This window comes from Streptomyces sp. CB02414, assembly GCF_001905385.1.
Taxonomy (GTDB): Bacteria; Actinomycetota; Actinomycetes; order Streptomycetales; family Streptomycetaceae; genus Streptomyces.
This window is the reverse complement of sequence record NZ_LIPF01000002.1, coordinates 237,745-263,036: the sequence shown is the minus strand read 5'-3', so window position 1 is coordinate 263,036 and position 25,292 is coordinate 237,745. Positions and strand designations below refer to the sequence as shown.

Genomic DNA, 25,292 nt, shown 5'->3' with positions numbered 1-25,292 from the left:
GCCAGTAGCTCACCCATGTTCGACATCGCCGTCTTCGGCTCCCTCTTCCTGACCCTTTTTGTCATCATGGATCCCCCCGGGATCACCCCGATCTTCCTCGGGCTGACCTCCGGGCGGCCCGCCAAGGCGCAGAAGCGGATGGCCTTCCAGGCCGTCTGCGTCGCCGGTGGCGTGATCACCGTGTTCGGTCTCCTCGGGCACCAGATCCTCGACTACCTGCACGTGTCCGTGCCCGCGCTGATGATCGCGGGCGGGCTGCTGCTCCTGCTGATCGCGCTCGACCTGCTCACCGGCAAGACGGACGAGCCGAAGCAGACCAAGGACGTCAACGTCGCACTCGTACCGCTCGGCATGCCGCTGCTCGCCGGGCCCGGCGCGATCGTGTCGGTCATCCTGGCCGTGGAGAAGGCCGACAGCGTGACCGCGCAGGTGTCGGTGTGGACGGCGATCCTCGCGATCCACGTGGTGCTGTGGCTGGTGATGCGGTACTCGCTGCTGATCATCCGCGTCATCAAGGACGGCGGCGTCGTCCTGGTGACCCGTCTCGCGGGCATGATGCTCTCCGCGATCGCCGTGCAGCAGATCATCAACGGGGTCACGCAGGTGATCCAGGGCGCGTGACGCGACGTCCCTGACCGATAGAGCCAGGGCCCCCGCACGGCGTGTGCGGGGGCCCTGGTGCGTGCGTGCGGTCGTCCGCGCTACAAGGCGTTACAACGCCGAGGTGTCGGCGGGGCGGATCCACAGGCGCTGCCCGATGGCGGCGGCCTGCTGGACGATGCGGTTCACGGAGGCGGCGTCCACGACGGTCGTGTCCACGGGGGTTCCGTCGACGTCGTCGAGTCGCATGACTTCAAAGCGCATGGCCTCTCCCTTGATCTGGTCATCCTCCTGAGGAGAACTACTGGTGCGGCTCCCGGGTCGTCGGTGCCCGGGGAGTCGTTCATTGTCAACGGGGTGCGTGGTACAAACATTCCCTACGCTAAGGAAATTTTTCGAACTGCTAATTACTGACAGGTAAGCCGATCGTTACGGCACCGCCGGATGCCCGGAACCAGACTGACCGGGACCGGTTGTGTTCGCAGCGTGACCGCCGGGACAATGGGAGGCGATGAACGACGACCTCGCGTCCCTGAGCGCCCGCATCGATCGCACCAACGAGCTGCTGCAGCGCATGCTCGCCGAGGTGGCGAAGACGCCCTCGACCCACGCGATCTTCGTCGACGCCGGGTACCTCTACGCGGCGGCGGGGCGTCTGGTGGCGGGGACCGAGGACCGCCGGGCCTTCGACCTGGACGCGGAAGGCCTGATCGACGCCCTCATCGACAAGGCGCGCACGATCTTCGCGGACAGCCGTCTCCTGCGGGTCTACTGGTACGACGGCGCCCGGCGCCGCATCCACACCGCCGAGCAGCAGTCCATCGCCGAGCTCCCGGACGTCAAGGTCCGCCTGGGCAACCTCAACGCCAACAACCAGCAGAAGGGCGTCGACTCCCTCATCCGCTCGGACCTGGAGTCCCTCGCCCGGCACCGGGCGATCAGCGACGCGGCCCTGCTCGGCGGCGACGAGGACCTGGTGTCGGCGGTCGAGGCCGCCCAGGGCTACGGCGCCCGCGTCCACCTGTGGGGCGTCGAGGCCCCCGAGGGCCGCAACCAGGCCGACCCGCTGCTCTGGGAGGTCGACAGCCAGCGCACCTTCGACCTGGACTTCTTCAAGCCGTACGTCTCCCGGCGCACGGCCCAGGCCTACGAGACGACCGGCGCCGCCGCCCGCCCCGCCCGAGAGGACGTCCGTTTCGTCGGCGCGCAGATCGCGGCGAAGTGGCTGGCCTCCCGGGGCCGCGAGTCACTGGTGGAACTCCTCCCCGGCCACCCCTACCTCCCCGGCTCGGTCGACCAGGACCTGCTGGTGGAGGCCGAGGGCCTGCTGCAGTACTCGCTGCGTGGCCAGGCCGACCTGCGGCGGGCGCTGCGGGACGGGTTCTGGGAGCATCTGCGGGCGCAGTACTAGCAGGCTGGACAGTCCCTACGGTCCGCCGGGCCGTGACCGCGGAGCGACGTCGTCCCAGAAACCGGCGAGGGCGCGGGCGGTCGGCAGGGGCTGGTCGGTGTTCGGGGAGTGCTCGGCGCCGTCGATCACGGTCCGGCGCGCGTCCAGCCGTACGGCCATCTCGTCCAGCAGGGGGACCGGCCAGGTGTCGTCGTAGGCGCCCGACAGCACGTGGCACGGAAGTGGCGTGGCGGCGAGTTCGGCGACCCGGTCCGGCTCGGTGCACAGCTGCCGCCCGGTGGCGAGCAGCTGCGCCGGCCTGGTGCCCAGCCAGCGGTCACGCAGCCGCTCCGGGTCTTCCGGGCCGTGGGCGGGGGCGGGGGCGCCGACCTCCTCGGGCGGTCCCATCGCCTGGATCACCTGCCAGACCTCGGCCATCGTCATGGTGCCGAGCGCGTCGCGCAGCAGTTTCACCCGCTGCTGCTGGGAGGCGGAGATCCGTGCCGGGCCCGAGGACATCAGCGTGAGGGACACGAAGGGGGCGTGGTCGAGGAGGACGGCCGACCGGGCGATCTGCCCGCCCAGGGAGTGCCCGAGGAGATGTACCCGCGTCCCGAGGGCACCGGCCTGCGCGAGCACGTCCCGGGCCAGCTCGTCCCGCGCGTAGGCCGCCTCGTCGTGCTCGGGCCCGTCGGACTCGTACTGTCCCCGCCCGTCCACGGCGACCGTCCGGTACCCGCGCGCCCCGAGCGGCTCGTGCAGCAGGGTGAAGTCCTCCTTGCTCCCCGTGAACCCGGGCAGCATCAGCACCGTTCCCCGCGGTTCGACCCCGTCGGCCGCGGGTGAGTCGACGACGGCGAACTCACCGCGCCCGGTACGCAGCCGGTACGCACGGGCGTCGGAGGGCGGGATGAAGGCGGCGTTCCTGCTCACGGGCAGAGGCTATCGGGCGGGGCGGGGGAGGAGTCCGGAGGAGTTCTGCAGGAGTTCTGAGGAGTTCTGAGGAGTTCCCCGTTCGGGGACGGGAACGCCGTCGGCCCGGCCCGCGTTCGTTGCGGGGCCGGGCCGACGGCTGGGTGAGGCGGCGCTGGTCAGCTCTCGCCGGACTCCGGTGAGTCCGCGGGACGCGTGGCGGCCGCGGCCGTCTTGCGGGTGCGCCGGGCCTTCGGCTTGGCCTCGGCCGTGTCGGCGGCCTCCGCGGGCGCCTCCACCGTCGTCGCGGCCTTACGGGTCCGGCGCCGCGGCGCGGCTTCCGGCTCCTGTGCCGACTGGGCGGGGATCTCGGCGGTGGCCTCGGCGCCCTCGGTGGCCGCCGCGGTCTTGCGGGTGCGGCGGGCCTTGGGCTTGGCCTCGGCTTCGGCCGTGTCGGCGGCGGTCTCCGTCTTCGCGGCGGCCGTCTTCCGGGTGCGGCGCGGCTTGGCCTCGGCGGTTTCCGGTGCCTGGACCGCGGCCTCGGTGGCCTCCGTGGCCGCCGAGGTCTTGCGGGTGCGGCGGGCCTTCGGCTTGGCCTCGGTGGCCTCGGCCGTGTCCGTGGCGGTCTCCGCCTTGGTGGCGGCTGCCTTGCGGGTACGGCGCGGCTTGGCCTCGGTGGCCTCGGCCGTGTCGGCGGCGGTCTCCGCCTTGGCGGCGGCCGTCTTCCGGGTGCGCCGGGGCTTGGCCTCGGCCGCTTCCGGCTCCTGTGCCGACTGGGCGGGGATCTCGGCGGTGGCCTCGGCGCCCTCGGTGGCCGCCGCGGTCTTGCGGGTGCGGCGGGCCTTCGGCTTGGCCTCGGTGGCCTCGGCCGTGTCCGTGGCGGTCTCCGCCTTGGCGGCGGCCGTCTTGCGGGTACGGCGCGGCTTGAGCTCGGCGGTTTCCGGTGCCTGGACCGCGGTGCCGATGGCCTCGGCCGTTTCGGTGGCGGCCGCCTTCGTGGTGGCCGTCTTGCGGGCTCGGCGCGGCTTGGCCTCCGTCGGCTCGGGCGCGACCTCGGTCGCCGCCTCCGCCGCGTCGACCACCGTCTCGGCGGTGGCCGCGGCCTTACGGGTGCGGCGGCGCGGCTTCTGTGCCGGGGCCTCGGCCACCGGAGCGGCCTCGACGACCGGCGCCTCGGCCACCGGGGTGGCCTCGACCGCGGTGACCTGCGCCTCGGCCGACTTGCGGGTACGGCGGCGGCGCGGCTTCGCGGGAGCCTCCGTCGCGTCCGCGGCATCCGGCACCACGGGCGCGGTGTCCGCCACGGCCGGTGCGGCAGGGGCGTCGGCCGTCGCCGGCGTCACCGGCTGCTGGGCCGGCTCTCCACCGCGCGTACGGCGCCGACGGCGCAGCGTGCGGGGACCCTGGGAGGCGTCCTGGCCGGCGTCGGCGGCGCTGTCCGCACCGCCGGTCACGGCCCCGGGTGCGGTGGTCGCGGCGGCGTCGGCGTCCACCGGCGCACCGCCGCGCATCCGGCGGCGGCGTCGCGGCGTACGAGGCGCACGCTCGCGGTCGGCGGAACGGGACTCGTCCCGGCCGCCCCGGCCGCCCCGGTCGCCACGCGTGCGGCCACCGCGGCCGCCCGGCTCGCCCAGGTCCTCCAGCTCCTCCGCGTCCAGCCCGGCACGGGTGCGCTCCGAGCGCGGCAGCACACCCTTGGTGCCCTCGGGGATGCCGAGGTCGGTGTAGAAGTGCGGGGAGGTGGAGTACGTCTCCGGCGGGTCGTTGAAGTCCAGCTGCAGCGCCTTGTTGATCAGCTGCCAGCGGGGGATGTCGTCCCAGTCGACGAGGGTGATCGCCGTACCCTTGGCGCCCGCGCGGCCGGTGCGGCCGATGCGGTGCAGGTACGTCTTCTCCTCCTCCGGCGACTGGTAGTTGATGACGTGCGTCACACCCTCGACGTCAATGCCACGGGCGGCCACGTCGGTGCAGACGAGCACGTCGACCTTGCCGTTGCGGAAGGCGCGCAGCGCCTGCTCGCGGGCGCCCTGGCCGAGGTCGCCGTGGACCGCGCCGGAGGCGAAGCCGCGCTGCTTGAGCTGGTCGGCCAGGTCGGCCGCCGTGCGCTTGGTGCGGCAGAAGACCATGGCCAGGCCCCGGCCCTCGGCCTGCAGTATGCGCGCCACCATCTCGGGCTTGTCCATGTTGTGCGCGCGGTAGATGAACTGCTTCGTGTTCGCGACCGTCGCGCCCTCGTCGTCCGGCGAGGTGGCGCGGATGTGCGTCGGCTGCGACATGTAGCGGCGGGCCAGCCCGATGACCGCACCCGGCATGGTGGCCGAGAACAGCATGGTCTGGCGCCGGACCGGCAGCATGTTGATGATCTTCTCGACGTCGGGCAGGAAGCCCAGGTCGAGCATTTCGTCGGCCTCGTCGAGGACCAGGCACTTGACGTGCTTGAGGCTCAGCTTCTTCTGGCCCGCGAGGTCCAGCAGCCGGCCCGGGGTGCCGACGATCACGTCGACGCCCTTCTTCAGGGCCTCCACCTGGGGCTCGTACGCGCGGCCGCCGTAGATGGCGGTGACGCGCACGTTGCGGACCTTGCCGGCGGTCAGGAGGTCGTTGGTGACCTGCTGGCACAGCTCGCGCGTCGGGACGACGACGAGGGCCTGCGGGGCGTCGGTCAGGGCCTCGGGAGCGGCGCGGCCCGCCTCGACGTCGGCGGGGACGGTGACGCGCTCGAGGAGCGGGAGGCCGAAGCCCAGCGTCTTGCCGGTGCCGGTCTTGGCCTGGCCGATCACGTCCGTGCCGGACAGGGCCACGGGGAGCGTCAGCTCCTGGATCGGGAAGGGAGTGGTGATGCCGACGGCTTCGAGGGCTTCGGCGGTCTCGGGGAGGATCCCGAGGGATCGGAACGTCGTAGTCAGGGTGCTGCCTCTTCTGTGTACGTGGTGCGAGGCGAGCGCGCGGGTCGTGCCGGACCGTGTCGGGGACGTCGGCTGCCTTACGGACGGGTGAGCCGTAGGACACGGGACCTCTGTCGACGCTCCAGCGCTCGTACCACTGAGGGTCCCCCTCCGGATTCCGTACGCAGTGTGGCGTACGGCAGGGAGGGCTGTCGGGTCGGAGCCGATCGGGCCACCGACCGGGCATCCTCATGCGTGCGGCCCGACGAAGATGTCACGTACCCGTACGTCACATACTCGGCAGGCGCATTACCACCATACCCCGGATTCGCGCACACGCGATGGCCGATTTGGACACGTAGTCGTCGTCACACTGATCCACCCGGGGCCGGCCGGGGGCCACCGGGGGCCTTCCGGTGCGCGGCGGGCGAGCTATTGTGCGCTGCATGACGAGCTCTGACAAGCCTGGCAACGCCGCAGACGCCACCGCCGAACCCACTTCGGTCGCCGCCCGGGACTGGGCGACGGCCGCCGCCGACCCGCAGTACCGCGCCGCTGTCGTGGATCTGCTCGGCGCACTCGCGTACGGCGAGCTGGCGGCGTTCGAGCGGCTGGCGGAGGACGCCAAGCTGGCGCCCACGCTGGCGGACAAGGCGGAGCTGGCGAAGATGGCGTCGGCGGAGTTCCACCACTTCGAGCGGCTGCGCGACCGGCTCGCCGGGATCGGCGAGGAGCCGACGGCGGCGATGGAGCCGTTCGTGGCCGCCTACGACGGCTTCCACAAGCAGACGGACCCCTCCGACTGGCTGGAGGGGCTGGTCAAGGCCTACGTCGGCGACTCCATCGCCAGTGACTTCTACCGCGAGGTCGCGGCCCGTCTCGACACCGACACCCGCGAACTGGTGCTGGCGGTGCTCGACGACACCGGGCACGCCGGTTTCGCCGTGGAGAAGGTGCGCGCGGCGATCGACGCGGACCCGCGCGTGGGCGGGCGGCTCGCGCTGTGGGCGCGGCGGCTGATGGGCGAGGCCCTGTCCCAGTCCCAGCGTGTGGTCGCCGACCGGGACGCGCTGTCGACGATGCTGGTGGGCGGCGTCGCGGACGGCTTCGACCTCGCCGAGGTCGGCAAGATGTTCTCCCGGATCACCGAGGCCCACACCAAGCGGATGGCGGCCCTGGGGCTGGCGGCCTGACCGAGGCGGGCGCGGGCGCCGGGGCGGGCGTGGGTGCTGGGGGCGCGCGGGTGGCGGGCGGATGCGTCGCGGCGGGCGGTCGTCGGCAGGTGCAGCCGGGCGGTCCGGTGATCGGCGGCCGTCGGCAGAGACGGCCGGGCGGTCGCTCAGGCGGTGGCCGAGCGTCGGCGCAGTCTCGCCGCGGGACGCAGCAGCAGCGACAGCGAGGCCGCGGAGAGAGCCGCCGAGCCCAGCAGGACCAGCGCGAAACCGCCGGCGCCCAGCGCGGTGTGCGTGACGAACGCCCCGAAGAGCGCCCCGGCGATGCCCGTCGGCAACACCAGGACGGGGGCCGGCAGCCGGTGTGGCAGACGGTGGGCTGCGGCCCATGCCAGGGCGAGGCCGAGGATCGCGGCGCTGAGCGCTTCCAAGAGCATGTCGGGGTCCCTCCCACGCGGCCGGCCTGCCCGAAACGGTCACAGCCGTCTTACCCCTGACCTGCGGAATGCAACCCTCCCCCTGTGGGTGAACTGTGCTCCACCCGTGCACGGGAGGTACGGGGGACGTACGGGAGGGGCCCGGCGGTGAGTCACCGCCGGGCCCCTCCCGCGACTGCGTCCGTCGTCCCGCGTCCGCCGGCTACAGCGCGCCGAAGCCCACCTTGCGCGGGGACGGCTCGCCGATCTCGACGTAGGCGAGACGGTCGGCCGGCACCAGGATCTTGCGGCCGTGTTCGTCCACGAGGCTCAGCAGCTGCGACTTGCCGGCCAGTGCCTCGGCGACCACGCGCTCGACCTCCTCGGCACTCTGACCGCTCTCCAGAACGATCTCGCGGGGCGCGTGCTGCACGCCGATCTTGACCTCCACGGCTATGTCCCTCCGACGGTCAGTGAAGTGCGCGATCTTCCGCGCCGTACCCAGCACACATTAGCCCGGTGAGGGGACGTACACGCTCCGCCGGAGAACGCCAGGAGCGAACAGCGGACGGGAACAGGAGTCCCGTGAGTCCCGCGGACGTGCCGGTCAGTGCTGCTCGGTGCCGTGCAGCGGGAAACCGGCGATGCCGCGCCAGGCGAGCGAGGTCAGCAGCTGCACCGCCTGGTCGCGGGGCACGCTGCGGTCGCTGTGCAGCCAGGAGCGGGCCACCACCTGCGCGAGCCCGCCCAGACCGGAGGCCAGCAGCATCGACTCCGCGCGCGAGAGGCCGGTGTCCTCGGCGATGACGTCGCAGATCGCCTCGGCGCACTCGTTGGTGACCTTGTCGACGCGCTCGCGCACGGCGGGCTCGTTGGTCAGGTCCGACTCGAAGACCAGGCGGAAGGCGCCGCCGTCGTCCTCGACGTAGGCGAAGTAGGCGTCCATCGTCGCCCGGACGCGCTGCTTGTTGTCGGTGGTCGACGCCAGCGCGTGGCGCACCGACTGGATCAGGGCCTCGCAGTGCTGGTCCAGCAGGGCGAGGTACAGGTCGAGCTTGCCCGGAAAGTGCTGGTAGAGCACCGGCTTGCTGACACCGGCCCGCTCGGCGATGTCGTCCATCGCGGCCGCGTGGTAGCCCTGGGCCACGAACACTTCCTGTGCGGCGCCCAGCAGCTGGTTGCGTCGGGCTCGGCGGGGAAGGCGTGTGCCCCGCGGGCGTACCGCCTCTGTCTGCTCGATGGCTGTCACGCCGCCTCCCATAGTCGTCCTCGTGCGGTGTGCGCCGCGCCGCCATCGTACTTTTCGGTAACCGTGGTGTGTGCGGTGCGAGCGCAGAATTTCACGGACCGGACGGTGGCGAAAGCCGCACAACAGGTTTCAAAAGGGTCCAGGCCGGGCAGGGATCGACCTCCTTCCTGCTCGGCGAGCCTTTCAGCGGTAGTCGTCCTCGTCGTGGGAGACGACCCTGGCCTGTTCCGCCAGGTCGGCCTCGTTGGCGCGGTCCGGGTCGTGGCCGGTGAGCGGATCGTCGCGTTCCGGCGCGATGTCCGCCTTCTGCTCGGCGGCGTCGGCGTCCGGTGCCTCGACGTCGGACTCCTCCGCTTCCTGTGTCTCGTACTCGAAGGTCTCCGGGTCGGTCGGGTCGACGGTCATGCTGGGCTCCCTTCCTACGAACGTCCCTGAAGGTGCAGGGGCCACACGCGGGTGCCCACTTCATGAGCGTAGGAGACACCCGATCCGGACGCCATGCGTCGTCAGCGGCCGTCCGGGGCCGTCCGGCGCGGGCGCACTCGTCCTTGTGGTTCCTGTGGTCCCGGTGATCCCTGTGATGGCGAACACATGAACCGTTGTGTGATCATCTCGTAATATTGCCGCATGTCTTCGACCGAGCCGCCGTCCGCCTCGCCCGCCAACGTGCTGCCGAAGGTCGCGGCCGTCAAGGTCGCGGACGGTGAGCGTCTCCGGTCGGTCCACCTGTCCGGCATCACCCTGACAGTGCGCTCGCGCCCGCCCGCCCGCGCGGGGCTGCCGCCGGCCCTCTACGTACACGGCCTCGGCGGCTCGTCGCAGAACTGGTCGGCGCTGATGCCGCTGCTGGACGGCGTCGTCGACAACGAGGCCGTCGATCTGCCGGGCTTCGGCGACTCCCCGCCACCGGACGACGGCGACTACTCGATCACGGGCCACGCGCGCGCGGTCATCCGCCACCTCGACGCCTCCGGGCGCGGGCCCGTGCACCTCTTCGGCAACTCGCTCGGCGGCGCCGTCGTCACCCGTGTCGCCGCGGTGCGGCCCGACCTGGTGCGGACGCTGACCCTCGTGTCGCCCGCGCTGCCGGAGATCCGCGTGCAGCGCAGCGCCGTGCCGACGGGGCTCCTGGCGGTGCCGGGGGTGGCGGCACTGTTCACCCGGCTCACCCGGGAGTGGACCGCGGAGCAGCGGGTGCGCGGCGTGACGGCGCTCTGCTACGGCGATCCAGGGAGAGTGAGCGAGGAGGGCTTCCGCAACGCCGTCGAGGAGATGGAGCGGCGGCTGCAACTGCCGTACTTCTGGGACGCGATGGCGCGCTCCGCGCGTGGCATCGTCAACGCGTACACGCTGGGCGGCCAGCACGCGCTGTGGCGGCAGGCCGAACGGGTTCTCGCACCCACGCTCCTGGTCTACGGTGGACGGGACCAACTCGTCGGCTACCGCATGGCCCAGCGTGCCGCCCGCGCCTTCCGTGACTCCCGGCTGCTCACCCTGCCGGACGCGGGTCACGTGGCGATGATGGAGTATCCGGAGACGGTGGCCACGGCGTTCCGCGAACTCCTCGCGGACACCGGGGAGCCGGCGGCCGACGAGCGGACCGACGCGGCCGTCGAGGACGAGACCGCCAACCAGAGCACAGGAGGCTGAGGCGCGACGTGGGACGCCACAGCCGACGCGGACCCGCCCCCAAGCCCACCGGTGCGGACACCGCCGCGCGGGGGAGCCGGTCCGGCCTGCTGGGCCGGCGCCGCGCAGCCGAGCCCCCGGCCGGGGATCAGACGCCACCGCCGGTGAACGGAGCCCCCGGCGCCGCTCCCCATGGAGCACCGGGCGGCCCCCTGGACGGCGGCGGCGGGCGGCAGGGGTACGCGGGACCGGGACCGAGGTGGAGGCCGGGGGAAGGCGCTCCGGCGCACGGGTTCCCGCCTGTTCCCGGCGGAGCCCCGGGGCGGGACTTTCCGCGGGACGTGGACGGGACGCCGGCGCACGGCTTTCCGCGGGCTGCGGACGGTACGCCGGCGCAGGGCTTTCCGCGGGTCGCGGACGGCCTGTCGGGGCGCGGTTTTCCGGGCGGCGCGGACGGTACGCCCGCGCGCGGTGTGCCCGGGTTCCCCGACGGCACGCCGGCGCACGGCGTGCCGCGGGTTCGGGGTGGTCACCCCGAGCAGCGTGAACCCGGTGGCGGATGGGGCGAGTTGAGTGGGCAGGCCGGCGCCGGCGCCGGGCACGGCACACCTGCCGCACCGTCCGGCGGCAGGCGCACGCACCCGGGGCCTCCCGGCGGGTCCGCCGGACCCGGCACGCCCTTCCCGCGCCAGCGGCAGGCACCGCCGGGCGGGCCGCGGCAGGAATACCTGGACGCCTTCGACGGTGACGTCGACGGCGACGTCTTCGCGCCCCGTCCCCAGCGTCGTACCCCTGTCCCCGCGCAGCCCGCCGACCCCTACGCCTCCGTCACCGACTGGAGCGCCGGCGACGGACCCGGCGGCCCGGGCCCCGAGACCGCTGCCCATGCCGACGACGTGCCGCCCACGGGCGAACCCGCGACGGCCAAGGGCGGCAAGGGCAAGACCTTCACCGGCATCGCCGCGGCAGCCGTCACCACCGTGCTGGCGGTCGTCGTGGCCGGGCAGGTCGCCGACGGCTCGGACGGCGAGGGCGTGCGGTCGCAGTCCGCCACCGACCAGGCCCGCGGTGCCCACGACTCCGCGTCGCGGGACGAGGACCGGCCGAAGCCCTCCGCGCCCGAGTCCGCGAAGCCGCTGACGTACGAGCAGAAGATGAGCAAGACGTACCCGCTCGACGCCACGCTCGACGGCTCCGGGAAGTTCGAGGCCATCGCCGGCATCGCCAAGGGACCGGAGAAGGGGGAGCGGCACACCTATCGCGTGGACGTGGAGCAGGGGCTGGGGCTCGACGGCGAACTCTTCGCCGAGGCCATCCACAAGACGCTCAACGACGACCGGAGCTGGGCTCACAACGGCGCCCACACCTTCACGCGCATCTACTCCGGGGACCCCGAATTCGTGATCACGCTGGCCAGCCCCGGCACCACCGCCGAATGGTGCGCCAAGTCCGGCCTGGACACCACCGTGGACAACGTGTCCTGCGACTCGGCCGCCACCAAGCGCGTGATGGTCAACGCCTACCGGTGGGCGCAGGGCGCCGAGCCGTACGGCGACGACATCCTCGGCTACCGGCAGATGCTCATCAACCACGAGGTCGGCCACCGCATCGGCCACAACCACGTCACCTGCGACAAGGACGGCGAACTCGCCCCGGTCATGCAGCAGCAGACGAAGTTCGTCGACCACGATGGAATCGACTGCCGTCCCAACCCCTGGGCCTACCCAAACAGCTGAGCGAGCGGTGAGCCGCGGCCATCGCGTCACCCTTCGTGACTACTTGATCCCTTAGCGCGACCGAACGCGTTCCGCACAGGAAAGTTACGACCGTTCACCCCTTTTGGTGGCGCGATGGACAACCGTCCATCGCGCCACCGCCTTGTCCGCATACGTTCGTCCCGCTGCGAGCCGCCGGGCCAACGGCGGCTCCCCCAACGGGAGATCGGGGGTGCGCGCGTGCGCATCGGACTGCTTACGGAGGGTGGCTATCCGTATGTGAACGGTGAGCCCGGACTCTGGTGCGACCGGCTCGTGCGCGGGCTCGAGCAGCACGAGTTCGACGTCTACGCGATCACCCGCGGCGAGCACCAGGAGGCCGAGGGCTGGGTCCCGCTGCCGCCGCAGGTCGGCCGGGTGCGTACCGCGTCGCTGTGGGACGCCGAGGACGACGGGGTCGTGTACGGACGGCGCACGCGCCGGCGCTTTGCCGGGTACTACGGCGACCTGGCCGCGATCCTCTGCGCGACCGTTCCCGAAGAAGCCTCCGGCCGGGCGGAGACCGCGGCGTCGCGAGCGGACGCAACGGGCGCCCGCGACCGCTTCGCCCATGAGGCGGACCGTTTCGCCAACGCCCTGTACGGTCTCGCCGAACTCGCCCGCGACGAGGGCGGACTGCCCCGCGCACTGCGCTCGGAGACCGCCGTACGCGTGCTGGAAAGCGCCTGTCGCGCGCCCGGCGCCCATCGCTCCGTGCGCGGGGCGCGCGTGCCCGATCTGCTCACCGTCGTCGCGCGCCTCGAACGCCTCCTGCGCCCCCTGTCGCTCGACTGGTACGAGGACGACGGACTGGGCGCCGTCGACCTGTGCCACGCGGCCTCCGGCGGCACAGCAGCCCTGCCGGGCCTGCTCGCCCGGCACTTCTGCGAGGTGCCCCTGCTGGTGACCGAGTACGGGGTGCGGCTGCGGGCGCACTACCTCACGGAACCCGACTCCTCGCCCTCCATACGGTTCCTGCTGGCCGCCTTCCACGGCCGGCTGGCCGCCGAGACCTACCGGCGCGCGGCCCTCATCACACCCGGCAACGCGCATGCCCGACGCTGGCAGGAGCGCTGCGGAGCCGACCGCGCCAAGCTCCGCACGGTCCACCCGGGCATGGACGCGACCCCCTTCGCCGAGGCGGGGGAGTCTCCGGAGTGCGCCGATCCGCACACCCTGGTCTGGGTTGGCCGGGTCGAGCCGGCCAAGGACCTCGTCTCGCTGCTGCACGCCTTCGCGGAGATCCGCAAGGACGAGCCCAAGGCCCGCCTCAGGATCGTGGGCGGCCCCTGCGGGCCCGAGGGCGCGGCCTACCTCGCCCACTGCAAGGCCCTGGCCGCGCAGCTCTTCCCCGACGAGGCCGACGGACCGCACGCCGTCGGCAGCAACCCGGTGTCCTTCGAGGAGATCGGCGGGCCGGAACTTCCCTCCCGCGCCGACGCGTACGCCTCGGGGGCCCTGGTGGTCCTCTCCAGCGTCGTCGAGGGGTTCCCGGCGGGCTTGGTCGAGGCCATGTTCTGCGGCCGGGCGACGGTGTCCACGGACGTCGGCGCGGTGGTGGAGGCCATCGGTGGCACCGGACTCGTCGTGCCCCCGCGCAACCCCCGGGCGCTCGCCGAGGCGTGCGTCGCCCTGCTGCGTGACCCCGAGCGCCGTGCGCGCCTGGGTGCCGCCGCGCGCGCCCGCGCACTGGAACTGTTCACCGTCGAGCAGAACGTCGCGGCATTTCACGGCATTTACCTTGACATCCTCTCGCGCACCCCCGCACGCCGCGTCGTCCTCGACGACACCGGCGAGCCCCTTCCGTTCTCCGTACCCGCAGAGGCGCACGTTCCCGGCCGCTGGTCGGACACCACGACCCGTGCCGTGGCCCGGGGCGGCCCGGCCTGGGCGACGGACGCCCCCGTCCGCGCCACGACCCGGACCTCGGACACCGACGACGGGCCCGGAGCCGGGACTTCACCATCGGCGACCGGGGGAGGCCGGGCTGCGGTTCCTGTGTCGGCGACCGACGGGGCGCGGGGTGGGCTTCCGGTTTCCGTGCCTGAGGGGGCGCGGGCTGCGGTTGCGGTGCCGGCGGTCGAGGGGGGCGGAGCTGCGGCTTCGGTTTCCGTGGCCGAGGGAGTCCGAGCCGCGGCCTCGGTTTCAGCGACCGAGGGGGCCCGATGAGCGGCCTCCACGAACTGGACCGTGACTGGGCCGCGGCCGGGCCGGAGAAGGCCGGAACGCGTCCGCCGTCCGCCGCTCGCCGCGTCGCCGCGGACCCGGTGAAGGCCCTGATGCACCGCCACCGCGAGCTGTGCGAACGCGCCGTGGACCCGCTGGAGATCGCGGCCGGACTGGAGGCCCACGGCGTCACCGACCGGACCGCCGCACGCTTCCGGCACCGGGACGTCTTCTCCCTCGCGGAGGAGATGTACGCCCGCGTCCCGCGTGACGCCGAGAGGCCCCCGCGCCCCGCGGACCAGCCGGCCCCCCGGGCGCCACTCGCCTGGATCGTGCGCGCCCTGCTCCCGGGCGCCCTGTGCGCCGCCGCCGTGGCCGCCCTGCGCCTCACCGACGGCCGGCCGCGTCTGATCGCGGTCACCGTCGGAGCGCTCGCGGTGGCCCTCGCCCTGCGCGCGGTACTGCGCCGAGGGCCGTTGAGCGCCGGCACGCGAACCTCCGGTACCTGGACCTGGTGGCTCGTCGGCTACTCGTTCCTCGGCGACGGCCTGCTCCGCACGGCTCTCTCCGGCGGTCCGGACGGCCTGCCCGACGGGACCGCCGACGGACCGTGGCCCGTCACCGCTGCCCCCGTGCTGGCCCTCGCCCTGGCCTGTGCGCCCGCTGCCGGATGCGCCCGCCTCTTCGCGGTGCGCGCCCGCCGCAGACTGACGGCCAGCCGGGGCCTGGCGGACTTCTCCGCCTCCGTACGCCCTCTGCTGCTCGGCACGTTCACCCTGTTCATGGCCGCGCTCGCGGGGCTGGCGGCGCTGACCGGCGCGGTACTCCGGGAACCCGCCGCCCACCCGCAGGTGCTCACCCTCGGCGCTCTCCTCCTGCTCGCCCGCCTGCTCACCGTGCACGGCCACACGCACGCCCCCGCGCTGATGCTCACCGCCGCGGCCCTGGCGGAGGCGGGGGCGGTGGCCACGGTCTTCGCCGCCCGCCTCCCCGGCTGCGGCTTCCTGGCCGTCCCCGTCGAGGCGCTGGTCGCCGCCTTCGGCCCGGCCGTCGTCCCGACGGCGGCCTGCGGCACCGGAGCCCTGATCCTCCTGGTCCACGCGACCCGCCGCCTGACCAAGGCATCCGCTCACGCGGCGCCGGAGCACCCGCGTTGACCACCCCCCCCGCCCCCCCCACACGTCCGCACCACCCCCTGAAGGAGCCCCCAGATGACCACCTCCCGACCCGACGCCTCGGCACCGGGAGCCGTCCGATGAGAGTCCTGCTGATCGGAGCCAACGGCTACATCGGCCGCTTCGTCGCCGAACGCCTGCTCGCCGACCCGGCCGTCCAGCTCACCGCGCTGGGCCGCGGCGACGACGCCGACGTCCGTTTCGACCTCGCCAGCGGCAGCCCGGGCGCCCTCACCCGCTTCCTCGATGCCGTCCACCCCGGCGTCGTCGTCAACTGTGCGGGGGCCACCCGGGGCGGCGCGCGTGACCTCACCCGGCACAACACCGTCGCCGTCGCCACCGTCTGCGAGGCCCTCCGTCGCAGCGGCTGCGGCGCCCGGCTGGTGCAGGTCGGGTGCAGCGCCGAGTACGGGCCCAGCCAGCCCGGCTCCTCCACCGCGGAGGATGCCGTGCCCCGCCCCGGCGGCCCCTACGGCGTCAGCAAACTCGCCGCCACCGAACTCGTCCTCGGCTCCGGCCTGGACGCCGTCGTCCTCCGCGTCTTCTCACCCGCCGGCCCCGGCACACCCGCGGGCTCCCCGCTGGGCCGACTCGCCGAGGCCATGCGCCGCGCGATGCAGTCCGGTGACGGCGAGCTGAGGCTCGGTGGCCTCGGTGCGCAGCGTGACTTCATCGACGTCCGCGACGTCGCCCGCGCCGTGCACGCCGCCTCGCTCTCCGCGGCGCAGGGCGTCATCAACATCGGTTCCGGCCGTGCCGTACGGCTGCGCGACGCCGCCGCGACCCTCGCCCGCGTGGCCGGCTACGGCGGTGCCCTGCACGAACTCGACGGCCCGCCCGGCGCGCTCCGGCCGGCCATCGGCCACCCGCGCACCGAATCCGTCGGCCACCGTGTCGACGCCCTCGGCCACCACCGCGCCGACGCCCTCGGCCATCATCGCCCCGAGCCCCTCGGGCACCGCGGCGAGCGCGCCGACGCCGAGCACGTGGCCCCGGTGGCCTACCCCTACCCGGACGGCTGCGGCAGCTGGCAGCAGGCCGATGTGCGCACCGCACGCGACCGGCTCGGCTGGCGGCCCAGGATCGCGCTCGAGGAATCCCTCGCCGATATCTGGATGGAGGCGGCATGCCGTATCTGACCAGCACCGCAGCGGGCACCGCGAGCACCGGCGTCCGTACCGGCCTCGGCATTCCGGGGCTGGCCCACCCCCTCGTCGCCCCCGGCGAGTGGGCGGAGCTGGCCTGGCCCGGTACTCCCCTGCACTGGGTCGTGCTGAACGTCGCCGACGGCCCCGGAGCCCACCCCGACCCGCACTGCCTGGAGGCCGCCGGCCGGCTGCGCAACGCGGGGGTCCGCGTCCTCGGCCACCTCGACGCCGCGTACGGAGCCCGGAGCTTCGGCGAGCTGATCTCCGACGCGCACCGCCACCTCGACTGGTACCGGGTCGACGGCTTCCTCCTCGACCGCTGCCCCTCCGGACGGGCCGCGCTCCCCGAGGTCCGCCGCACGATCAGCACCCTGCGGGTGATCCGTGACGACGCCCATATCGTGCTCGGCCACGGCACCCACCCCCACCCCGGGTACGCGGAGAACGCCGACCAACTGGTGACCTTCTCGGGCGCCTGGAGCGACTACCGCTGGTCGCAGGCGGCCGAGTGGAGCGCCGACTACCCGCCCGAGCGCTTCTGCCACTTCGTCCACGGAGTGCCTCGCGGACACCTGGAGGAAGCGCTGCGCATCGCCCGCTGGCAGGGCGCCGCGACGATCTGGTTCACCGACCGCACCGACCGGGGCGGAGGGGGCGGCAGGGTGGACCCCTGGGAGACGATGCCCGGCTACTGGGACGAAATCGTCTCGCGTATCGGGACGGGTGTCTCGGAATGAAAAAGGCCGTGGCAGTGTTGCGAGGAGAACAACCGTAATTACTGACCGACAAACGGAGTCCCCGTGTCGCTGCCACCCCTGGTCGAGCCGGCCGCCGAGCTCACCGTAGACGAGGTCCGCAGGTACTCCCGCCACCTGATCATCCCCGACGTGGGGATGGACGGGCAGAAGCGGCTGAAGAACGCGAAGGTGCTCGCCGTGGGCGCGGGCGGCCTCGGCTCGCCGACCCTGATGTACCTGGCGGCAGCCGGTGTCGGCACGCTCGGCATCATCGAGTTCGACGAGGTCGACGAGTCCAACCTGCAGCGTCAGGTCATCCACAGCCAGGCCGACATCGGCCGTCCCAAGGCCGAGTCCGCCCGTGACACGATCAAGGGCATCAACCCGTACGTGGACGTGATCCTTCACCAGGAGCGGCTCGAGGCCGACAACGTGATGGACATCTTCGCCCAGTACGACCTGATCGTCGACGGCACGGACAACTTCGCGACCCGCTACCTGGTCAACGACGCCTGCGTGCTGCTCAACAAGCCCTACGTCTGGGGCTCGATCTACCGCTTCGACGGACAGGCCTCCGTCTTCTGGTCCGAGCACGGCCCCTGCTACCGCTGCCTCTACCCGGAGCCCCCGCCCCCCGGCATGGTCCCCTCCTGCGCCGAGGGCGGCGTCCTGGGCGTGCTCTGCGCGTCCATCGGCTCCATCCAGACCAACGAGGCCATCAAGCTCCTCGCGGGCATCGGCGAGCCGCTGGTCGGTCGCCTGATGATCTACGACGCCCTGGAGATGCAGTACCGCCAGGTCAAGGTCCGCAAGGACCCCGACTGCGCGGTCTGCGGCGAGAACCCGACCGTCACCGAGCTCATCGACTACGAGGCCTTCTGCGGCGTCGTCTCCGAAGAGGCCCAGGCGGCGGCCGCCGACTCCACGATCACTCCCAAGCAGCTCAAGGAGTGGATCGACGACGGCGAGAGCATCGAGCTCATCGACGTCCGCGAGCCGAACGAGTTCGAGATCGTCTCCATCCCGGGCGCCCGGCTGATCCCCAAGAACGAGTTCCTCATGGGCTCCGCCCTGGAGAGCCTCCCGCAGGACAAGAAGATTGTCTTGAACTGCAAGACGGGTGTCCGAAGTGCGGAAGTCCTCGCGGTCCTCAAGTCCGCCGGCTTCTCCGACGCCGTCCACGTCGGCGGCGGCGTGATCGGCTGGGTCAACCAGATCGAGCCGGAGAAGCCCGTCTACTGACCGGGCCACGGCAGGCCGGGCAACGGCCACGCTTCCCGTACGGCGGGGGTTTCGCGCACCGCAGGTGCCCGGAGCCCCCGCCGTCGTCATGAGCAGATCTTGCCGTCCTCCGGCACCGTGCCCTTCAGCAGATAGGCGTCCACGGCGGAGTCGACACAGTCGCTCCCGCTCCCGTACGCCCCGTGCCCCTCGCCCTTCCAGGTGAGGACCACACCCACGTCCTCGCCCAGCTCGTCCGCCATCCTGCGGGCGCCCTCGTAAGGCGTGGCCGGGTCCCCGGTGTTGCCGACCACCAGGACCGGAGCCGCACCGGGCGCGCTCACCTCCGGGGTTTCGTGCTGACCGGGCACCGGCCAGTCGTGGCACCAGCCGGCCGTGTCCCAGCCGAGGAAGGGCCCGAAGACGGGGGAGATCTCCTCGAACTCCGGCAGCAGCTTCTTCGTCTCCTCCAGGGTCGGCCGCTGCTTGTCGTCCAGGCACGATATGACCCGCTGCGAGTGGGTCGTCGTGCCGTAGTGCCCCGACGGGTCGCGCTCGTTGTAACCGTCGGCGAGTGCCAGCAGTTCCGAGCCGTCGCCCTCCTCGGCGGCCGCCAGCGCACTGGTCAGGGCCGGCCAGCCGGACTTGCTGTAGAGGGGCAGGACGATGCCCGTGAGGGCAAGGGTCTGCGTCAGCTCGCGTCCCGGTGGCGACGTCGGCAGCGGCTCGGCGTCGAGCCGCTCCAGCAGGTCGGCGATTTCCCGAGACCCCTGCTTGGGGTCCTGCCCGGTGGACTTCAGGTAGTCGTCCAGGGCGCGCTGGAAGCCCCGGGCCTGGTTCTCGGCGTGGCCGATCGTGTCGGCGGTCGGGTCCACGACGGCGTCCAGGGTCATGCGGCCCACGTGCTTCGGGAACAGGTGGGCGTAGACGCCGCCGAGTTCGGTGCCGTAGGAGATGCCGAAGTAGTGCATCTTCGCGTCGCCCAGAACGTGTCGCATCAGGTCCATGTCGCGGGCGGTGTCCGTGGTCGACACGTGTGACATCAGGTCGCCGGCGGACTTCTGGCAGCCCTTGCCGAAGTCGGCGGCGTCCTTCAGATACGCCTGTTCCTCGGCGGTGGTGTCCGGCGTGGAGTCCACCGACTCGGCGTCCTCGATCGCCTCGTCGCCGCGGCAGCGGATGCCCTGGCTGGCGGCTACCCCGCGCGGGTCCCAGCTCACCAGGTCGTACCGCTCGTGCAGGGAGGAGACCGTGTCGGCGTAGGACGGCATCATGGAGACGCCCGAGCCGCCGGGGCCCCCGAAGTTGAACAGCAGGGAGCCGATGCGCTCGTCGCCGGTGGCCCTCGCCCGGATCAACGCCAGGTCGATCGTGTCGCCGTCCGGCTCGGCCCAGTTCAACGGCGCCTTGAGCATGGCGCACTGCCAGTCGCCGTCAGGGGCGGGGGAGTCCGCGGTGCCCTTGCAACGGCCCCAGTCGAGTTCCTGGGAGGCCAGCGACTCGGGCACTCCCGACGGCGCTGCCGCCGAAGGCCGGGGGCTGTCCGTTCCTCCGCCGCCCTCGTCCTCTCCGGACGAGCCGCCACTGCAGCCTGCCGTCAGCAGTGTCGCGGCGGCCGTCAGAGCCGTCCACCGTACGAGACGCGTCATCACTCTCCCCCTCTCGCGAGCCGTCCGCGCCGTGCGGCGGATGGCGGTCATGCCATGGTAGGCGGAGTGCGCTGAGCCTGCCGCGCCCTGTGGGTAACCCTCTGACCTGCACGTTCGCTCGATCTGGATGCTGATCGTCGGGCGCGGGAGAGGTCAGGAGCAGACCGTGCCGGCGGCCGGGACCTCGCCGTCCAGCAGGTAGCCGTGGACGGCGTCCTGCACGCATTTGTTCTTGCTGTCGTAGGCGCCGTGCCCCTGACCCCTGTAGGTCAGTTCCACGCCGACGCCCTTGCCCAGGGCCTCCACCATCCTCCCGGCACCCTCATAGGGAGTCGCGGGGTCACCGGTGTTGCCGATCACGAGGATCGGAGCCGCACCGGGCGCGCTGACGTCGGGGTGGTCGGCGGCTCCGGGCACCGGCCAGTCGGTGCAGCTGAGCATGGACCAGGCGAGGTAGTCGCCGAACACCGGCGAGGCCTTCCGGAACTCGGGCAGCTTGCTCTCCACGTACGCGGGGTCGTACCGCGGCTTGTCGTCGGCGCAGTTGATGGCAACGTTGGCAGCGGTGATGTTGCTGTACTGGCCGTTCTCGTTGCGTCCGTTCAGCGAGTCCGACAGCGCCATGAGGATCGTGCCGTCACCGTCGTACGCCTGCACGAGACCCTCGGTCAGGTATTCCCAGAAGTCCTTCGAGTAGAGCGACTGGGCGATGCCACCGGTGGCGGCGGTCTGGGTGAGTTCGCGCGGGAAGATGCCGGGGATCGGCCTGCTGTCGAGGTCCTTCAACAGCCGGGCGATGCGGTCCTTGACGTCCTGGGCGCTGTCCCCGACGGGGCATTCCTCGGTCTTCGAGACGCAGTCCTCGGCGAAGTTGTCGAGGGCGAGCTGGAAGCCCTCGGCCTGCCCCAGTGAGCCCTGTTCCGGGGTCTCGGTCGGGTCGACGACCGCGTCGAAGACGGCGCGCCCCACATGCTTCGGGAACAGGTGGGCGTAGACACCGCCGAGTTCGGTGCCGTAGGAGATGCCGAAGTAGTGCAGCTTCTCGTCGCCGAGGACCTGGCGCATCAGGTCCATGTCGCGGGCCGCGTCGGTCGTGGCCACGTGTGGCAGCACCCTCTTGGAGTGCTTCTCGCAGGCGGCGTTGAAGTCCTCCGTGTTGTCCACCAGTTCCCGGCGCTCGGCGGCGTCGTCGGGGGTGGCGTCCTGCTGGAAGTAGGTGTCGAGCTGTTTGTCGTCCAGGCATTCCACGGGGGCGCTGCGGCCGACGCCGCGCGGGTCGAAGCTGACCAGGTCGTAGCGGGTGCGCAGTTTCGCGTAGTCCTGGCCGAAGGCGGGCAGCGTGGTGACGCCCGAGCCGCCCGGGCCGCCGAAGTTGAAGACGAGCGATCCGATCCGCCGGTCGGCCGGGCCGCTGGACTCGGCCCGGATCAGCGCGAGGCCGATCGTGTCGCCCTGGGGATCGTCCCAGTCGAGCGGCGCCTTCATGGTGGCGCACTGCCACTCGTCCCCGTCCGGCAGCGGAGAGGGCGCGGCACCGCCGCCCTCGGCCTCGGAAGGAGCCGGACAGTCCTTCCAGTCGAGCTTCTGGGCCGCCAGGTCGTCGTTCCCCTCGGTGCCGCTCCCGGAGTCGTCGCTGCAGCCGGACAGGAGGGTGGTGCACATGACCACGGAGGCAGCGGAGGCCAGGGCGGCGGCGCGCAGCCGGGATGGATTCGGCATGCGTCCATCGTGCGGCCGCGCCTGGCCGCGCGCTCGGGGCACGAGCCGTACGAGGTATGCCGCGTGCTCGCCGGCGCCTGCCGTGTGCCGCGTCACGGAGCGCTCACCGGAGCACTACAGCGCCTCTTTCCGTGTCAGGTGGTTGAAGAACAGCCAGCCCGGGAGCACCGGCAGCCACAGCGTGAGCAGCCGGTACAGCAGTACGGCGGGTGCGGCGACCTCCTTGGGCAAACCCATGGCGATCAGGCCGACCGTCAGCGTCGCCTCCACCGCGCCCACACCGCCGGGCGTCGGTGCCGCGGACCCCAGTGCGTTGCCCGCCAGGAAGACGACCGCGACGCTCACCAGGCTGATCGACGCCGACTCGTCGCCGAAGGCCCGGATGGAGGCGTCCAGGCACATCACGAAGCAGGCGGTGAGCAGCAGCATGCCGCCGATGCCGGTGATCAGCTTCTGCGGCCGCTGCAGCACGTCCAGCATGCGCGGCACGACCCCGGCGAAGAGCGACCGCACGCGCGTGACGACGAATTTCCGCAGGAACGGCACGGAGGTCACCACGAGCACGAGCACCGCCACCGTCAGCAGGCCCGCGATGACCGTCCGGGAGGGGGTCAGCGACGGGGTCTTCTCGGTGCCGGTCAGATAGCCGAAGGCCAGCAGCATCAGGATGTGGCAGCCCAGCCCGAACAGCTGCGACGCGCCGACACTCGCCACCGCGAGCCCCGGCCGCACACCCGCGCGCTGCAGGAACCGGGTGTTCAGCGCGACACCGCCGACCGCCGCGGGCGCGACGATCTTCACGAACGACCCGGCGACCTGCGCGGCAACGGTCCGCAGGAACGGCACCCGCTCGGGTACGAAGCCCAGCAGGGCCATGGCCGCCGCGATGTAGCTCGCCGCCGAGAACAGCACGGCCGCCGCGACCCAGCCCCACTGGGCGTTCGCGATCAGCGGCCCGAACTCGATGTGCGTGAGCTGCGTCAGCAGGAAGTAGGCCCCGATGGCCCCGGCGATGAAGCTGATGAGCGTACGTGGCCGCACCCGCTCCAGCCGGGCCGGCTCGACGGGGGCCTGCGGCCTGATGCGCAGCACGGCGTGCCGGATCTGCGTGAGCAGGTCCTCCTCGCGTGCCTCCTCCAGCGCCTCGTCCACGGCCCGCTTCTCCGCCCGTTGCTCGGCACGCGCGGCCTTCTTCTCGGACTTCTCGAGTTTCGCGGACTTGGCGGGTCTGCCGGTCTGCTCGTGCGCCTGGTGCGCGTCATCGCCGCCCGCCGCCTCCGCGCGGGCGAGCTTCGCCTGCCGGGACGACTCCAGGACGGCCTCACGTTCGCGCTGGGCGCGCTCCCGGCCGAGCCTGCGCAGGGTCGCGCGGGTGGAGCGGCTGAGCGCGATGGGCTGGAGCATCGGCAGGCAGTCCGCCACGGCGTCGGGGCCGAGCACGGCCACCGCCGAGGCGACCGCGCGTTCGGCACCCACCCTCAGGCCGAGCGTCACCAGGAGCTGGGAGACGTCCATGCGCAGCAGCAGGTCACCGGCGGCGATCTCGCCGATGCGCAGGTCGGTGAGGATGACTGTGCCGGAACGATCCACCAGGATGGCGTCGCCCACCAGCCTGCGGTGCGCGATACGCCGGGACTGCAGGGCCCGTACCTGCTCCCAGGCGCCCCGCAGCAGGTCGTCGGTGATCTCCTCGTCGGGCAGCGAGTCGAGAGTGCGTCCGCCGGTGTGCTCGTAGACGAGCATCACCGCGTCGGGCCCCAGCTCGGACGTCGCGATCAGCTTGGGCGCGTTGGCACCGGCCGCGATCGCCGCGTAGGCGAGCAGCGCCTCCTGCTCCAGTGCCTGGCGCAGCGAGGGGAGGCTGCTGCGGGTGGCGAAGCCGCGCAGCGTGAGATTGCGCCACGCTCGGTAGAAGAAGCCCTGGGCCTGCTGCTCCCGGTCCACCACCGTCACGTCCAGGGGCCGGCCGTCCTCCAGGGTGACGAAGTAGCGCCGGCCGCGGTCACCGGTCTCCGCGGTGTCCGACGCCACCTCCTCGCGGGCGGCGGTCACGGGGTGGAACCCGACGGTCCGCAGGCCCGCCATCAGCGTCCGGCCGGTGGGGCGGACGTTGGGGGAGCCGACCGAATACAGCGTGCCGTAGGCCACGGTCCAGCCGATGAGGACCGTCAGGATGATCGAGAAGGGTGTCGTGTAGCCCGTGACGAGCATCGAGAAGGCGTCGAGGAGCAGCACGATCCACAGCACCGCACGCCACCGGGGCCTGCGTGACATGCCGACGGCCGTCATGTACGCGATGACCGGCGCCAGGTAGCCGTGCACGGGGTCGGTCAGCGCGTGGACGTCGCCCGGCGACGGCTGGGTGAGCGCCTCCTGGATGGAGCCCGGGGCCGCCTTGGCGACCCACAGGTCCGTGGCGAGGGTCACCCCGTGCGCGAGGACCGCCGCCAGCACGCCGTCGGCGATCCGCAGCCCGTCCCGCTTGATCAGCCGCTCGATCGCGAACGCGACCGGCACCAGGAGGATCGCGATGCTGGAGGCCAGCCCCGCGATCTTGATCAGCAGGTCGGGTGCCTGTCCGGTGCCCTTGCTGATGTCCTGTTCGAGACCCGAGGTGGTGCCGTGCGCGAACGCGGCGACGGCCAGCAGTACGGCGACGGCGAGCACGCCCACCAGGAGTCGCATCAGGTCGGAAGGACGGTGCACGCGCGCGGGGAGCAGCGGTTCGTCGCCCTCCACCTCGTCGATGTGGGCCACGTCGTCGGGGTCGGCCGCCGTCGCCGACCGGCCCGGGACCGCGGTGTCCGGGCGGGACGGGGAGTCATCCGGGCGCGACGAAGAGTCAGAGGTGCCCTCGGCGTCCTCGGGGTGCACACCCTGCTGTTTCATCGCCTCTTCTTGCTCTCGTATCACTGGTCACCGACCGCACGATGGTGGCATGCCGCGTCGGCCCCGGCAGGCATCAGGGTGTCCGTGCGGGCCGCACAGTCTGCCGGAAGCGCCGCATGGGGGCGAGGTGCGCGCACCGTCGGGACCGCGTCCCACTGTCGGTGCGGTGGGGCAGGATGGGGCGGATGAGCGAGCAGAACTTTGCGGACGGCGCCCGCTCGGAGCACGCGGACACGCTGCCCGAGTACGCCGAGCGGGTCCTCGAGGTGACCGAGATGATTCCGCCGGGCCGCGTCATGACGTACGGGGACGTCGCCGAGTACCTGGAGGAGGGCGGGCCCCGGCAGGTCGGTCGGGTGATGTCCCTGTACGGCGGAGGGGTTCCGTGGTGGCGCGTCGTCCGCGCGGACGGCGTTCTGCTCGCGGGGCAGGAACTGGAGGCGCTCGGCCGCTACCGGGAGGAGGGCACGCCCCTGAAGGAGGCGAGCAGAGCCGCGGAGGGTCACGTGCCGCGCCTCGACCTGAAGCGGGCGCGGTGGGACGGCGGCGAACGCGCACAGGGTCACACTTGAAAGCTTCCG

21 protein-coding genes are annotated in these 25,292 nt (G+C 72.5%); 11 read left to right on the top strand and 10 right to left on the bottom strand.

The genetic code is table 11. The annotated features are described in order from the left end of the window. Nucleotides 1–15: 15 nt before the first annotated feature. Complete coding sequence (locus AMK11_RS07315; RefSeq protein ID WP_073724432.1) at nucleotides 16–621, top strand: MarC family protein; 606 nt, start codon at nucleotides 16–18, stop codon at nucleotides 619–621. A gap of 90 nt (nucleotides 622–711) precedes the next feature. Here the strand turns inward: AMK11_RS07315 and AMK11_RS36735 are convergent, their stop codons facing one another. Beyond that, complete coding sequence (locus tag AMK11_RS36735) at nucleotides 712–864, bottom strand: hypothetical protein (protein ID WP_007444413.1); 153 nt, start codon at nucleotides 862–864, stop codon at nucleotides 712–714. 247 nt (nucleotides 865–1,111) lie between these two features. On the opposite strand from AMK11_RS36735, the gene AMK11_RS07310 reads away from it, so the two are divergent. Beyond that, nucleotides 1,112–2,011 (top strand): NYN domain-containing protein, encoded by a 900-nt coding sequence (locus tag AMK11_RS07310; protein WP_073724430.1) that lies wholly within the window; start codon nucleotides 1,112–1,114, stop codon nucleotides 2,009–2,011. 15 nt (nucleotides 2,012–2,026) lie between these two features. Here AMK11_RS07310 and AMK11_RS07305 read toward each other — a convergent pair whose 3' ends face one another. After that, complete coding sequence (locus AMK11_RS07305; protein WP_073724428.1) at nucleotides 2,027–2,923, bottom strand: alpha/beta fold hydrolase; 897 nt, start codon at nucleotides 2,921–2,923, stop codon at nucleotides 2,027–2,029. 158 nt (nucleotides 2,924–3,081) lie between these two features. After that, nucleotides 3,082–5,715: a DEAD/DEAH box helicase gene (locus tag AMK11_RS07300; RefSeq protein WP_073724426.1), complete on the bottom strand. Its 2,634-nt coding sequence runs from the start codon at nucleotides 5,713–5,715 to the stop codon at nucleotides 3,082–3,084. Between the two features lie 518 nt (nucleotides 5,716–6,233). On the opposite strand from AMK11_RS07300, the gene AMK11_RS07290 reads away from it, so the two are divergent. Further along, the gene (locus AMK11_RS07290; RefSeq protein WP_073724422.1) at nucleotides 6,234–6,980 is read left to right on the top strand and encodes a ferritin-like domain-containing protein; all 747 of its coding nucleotides are present in this window, start codon (nucleotides 6,234–6,236) and stop codon (nucleotides 6,978–6,980) included. 146 nt (nucleotides 6,981–7,126) lie between these two features. Here AMK11_RS07290 and AMK11_RS07285 read toward each other — a convergent pair whose 3' ends face one another. The 4 genes from AMK11_RS07285 to AMK11_RS07270 all read right to left on the bottom strand — a co-directional run bounded on the left by AMK11_RS07285 (nucleotide 7,127) and on the right by AMK11_RS07270 (nucleotide 9,029). Continuing rightward, nucleotides 7,127–7,396, bottom strand: a complete 270-nt coding sequence (locus AMK11_RS07285; RefSeq protein ID WP_073724420.1) for a hypothetical protein — start codon at nucleotides 7,394–7,396, stop codon at nucleotides 7,127–7,129. A gap of 202 nt (nucleotides 7,397–7,598) precedes the next feature. Next, on the bottom strand, nucleotides 7,599–7,826 hold the full coding sequence (locus tag AMK11_RS07280) for a DUF3107 domain-containing protein (RefSeq protein ID WP_073724418.1): 228 nt from the start codon (nucleotides 7,824–7,826) through the stop codon (nucleotides 7,599–7,601). A 156-nt stretch (nucleotides 7,827–7,982) separates the two neighbouring features. Then, the gene (locus AMK11_RS07275) at nucleotides 7,983–8,624 is read right to left on the bottom strand and encodes a TetR/AcrR family transcriptional regulator (protein ID WP_043383261.1); all 642 of its coding nucleotides are present in this window, start codon (nucleotides 8,622–8,624) and stop codon (nucleotides 7,983–7,985) included. Nucleotides 8,625–8,807: 183 nt separating this feature from the next. Next, the gene (locus AMK11_RS07270; protein ID WP_073724416.1) at nucleotides 8,808–9,029 is read right to left on the bottom strand and encodes a hypothetical protein; all 222 of its coding nucleotides are present in this window, start codon (nucleotides 9,027–9,029) and stop codon (nucleotides 8,808–8,810) included. Nucleotides 9,030–9,251: 222 nt separating this feature from the next. Between AMK11_RS07270 and AMK11_RS07265 the strand changes: the two genes are divergently transcribed. The 7 genes from AMK11_RS07265 (at nucleotide 9,252) to moeZ (ending at nucleotide 18,475) form a co-directional block, all read left to right on the top strand. Next, a complete protein-coding gene (locus AMK11_RS07265; RefSeq protein WP_073724414.1) occupies nucleotides 9,252–10,274 on the top strand; it encodes an alpha/beta fold hydrolase in 1,023 nt (340 codons plus the stop codon). 8 nt (nucleotides 10,275–10,282) lie between these two features. Continuing rightward, complete coding sequence (locus AMK11_RS07260; protein ID WP_073724412.1) at nucleotides 10,283–11,989, top strand: DUF3152 domain-containing protein; 1,707 nt, start codon at nucleotides 10,283–10,285, stop codon at nucleotides 11,987–11,989. A 219-nt stretch (nucleotides 11,990–12,208) separates the two neighbouring features. Further along, nucleotides 12,209–14,176, top strand: coding sequence for a DUF3492 domain-containing protein (locus tag AMK11_RS07255; protein WP_079187293.1), 1,968 nt, complete (start codon nucleotides 12,209–12,211; stop codon nucleotides 14,174–14,176). Beyond that, nucleotides 14,173–15,330 (top strand): hypothetical protein, encoded by a 1,158-nt coding sequence (locus AMK11_RS07250; protein WP_073724410.1) that lies wholly within the window; start codon nucleotides 14,173–14,175, stop codon nucleotides 15,328–15,330. The genes AMK11_RS07255 and AMK11_RS07250 overlap by 4 nt, the downstream gene beginning before the upstream one ends. A 98-nt stretch (nucleotides 15,331–15,428) precedes the next feature. Continuing rightward, nucleotides 15,429–16,487 carry an NAD-dependent epimerase/dehydratase family protein gene (locus tag AMK11_RS07245; RefSeq protein WP_073724408.1) on the top strand — a complete coding sequence of 353 codons (1,059 nt, stop codon included), beginning with the start codon at nucleotides 15,429–15,431 and terminating at the stop codon, nucleotides 16,485–16,487. Next, nucleotides 16,475–17,233 (top strand): spherulation-specific family 4 protein, encoded by a 759-nt coding sequence (locus AMK11_RS07240; RefSeq protein ID WP_073724407.1) that lies wholly within the window; start codon nucleotides 16,475–16,477, stop codon nucleotides 17,231–17,233. Before AMK11_RS07245 ends, AMK11_RS07240 begins: the two co-directional genes overlap by 13 nt. 63 nt (nucleotides 17,234–17,296) lie before the next feature. Next, nucleotides 17,297–18,475 carry an adenylyltransferase/sulfurtransferase MoeZ gene (moeZ, locus tag AMK11_RS07235; RefSeq protein WP_073724405.1) on the top strand — a complete coding sequence of 393 codons (1,179 nt, stop codon included), beginning with the start codon at nucleotides 17,297–17,299 and terminating at the stop codon, nucleotides 18,473–18,475. Nucleotides 18,476–18,561: 86 nt separating this feature from the next. Here the strand turns inward: moeZ and AMK11_RS07230 are convergent, their stop codons facing one another. The 3 genes from AMK11_RS07230 to AMK11_RS07220 all read right to left on the bottom strand — a co-directional run bounded on the left by AMK11_RS07230 (nucleotide 18,562) and on the right by AMK11_RS07220 (nucleotide 24,711). Then, nucleotides 18,562–20,103 (bottom strand): alpha/beta hydrolase, encoded by a 1,542-nt coding sequence (locus tag AMK11_RS07230; RefSeq protein ID WP_073724403.1) that lies wholly within the window; start codon nucleotides 20,101–20,103, stop codon nucleotides 18,562–18,564. Between the two features lie 153 nt (nucleotides 20,104–20,256). Then, nucleotides 20,257–21,822 (bottom strand): alpha/beta hydrolase, encoded by a 1,566-nt coding sequence (locus AMK11_RS07225; protein WP_073724401.1) that lies wholly within the window; start codon nucleotides 21,820–21,822, stop codon nucleotides 20,257–20,259. 114 nt (nucleotides 21,823–21,936) lie between these two features. Further along, nucleotides 21,937–24,711, bottom strand: coding sequence for a lysylphosphatidylglycerol synthase domain-containing protein (locus AMK11_RS07220; protein WP_073724399.1), 2,775 nt, complete (start codon nucleotides 24,709–24,711; stop codon nucleotides 21,937–21,939). A gap of 185 nt (nucleotides 24,712–24,896) precedes the next feature. Here AMK11_RS07220 and AMK11_RS07215 point away from each other — a divergent pair, with 185 nt between their 5' ends. Further along, a complete protein-coding gene (locus AMK11_RS07215; protein WP_338012640.1) occupies nucleotides 24,897–25,283 on the top strand; it encodes an MGMT family protein in 387 nt (128 codons plus the stop codon). Nucleotides 25,284–25,292: the final 9 nt, after the last annotated feature.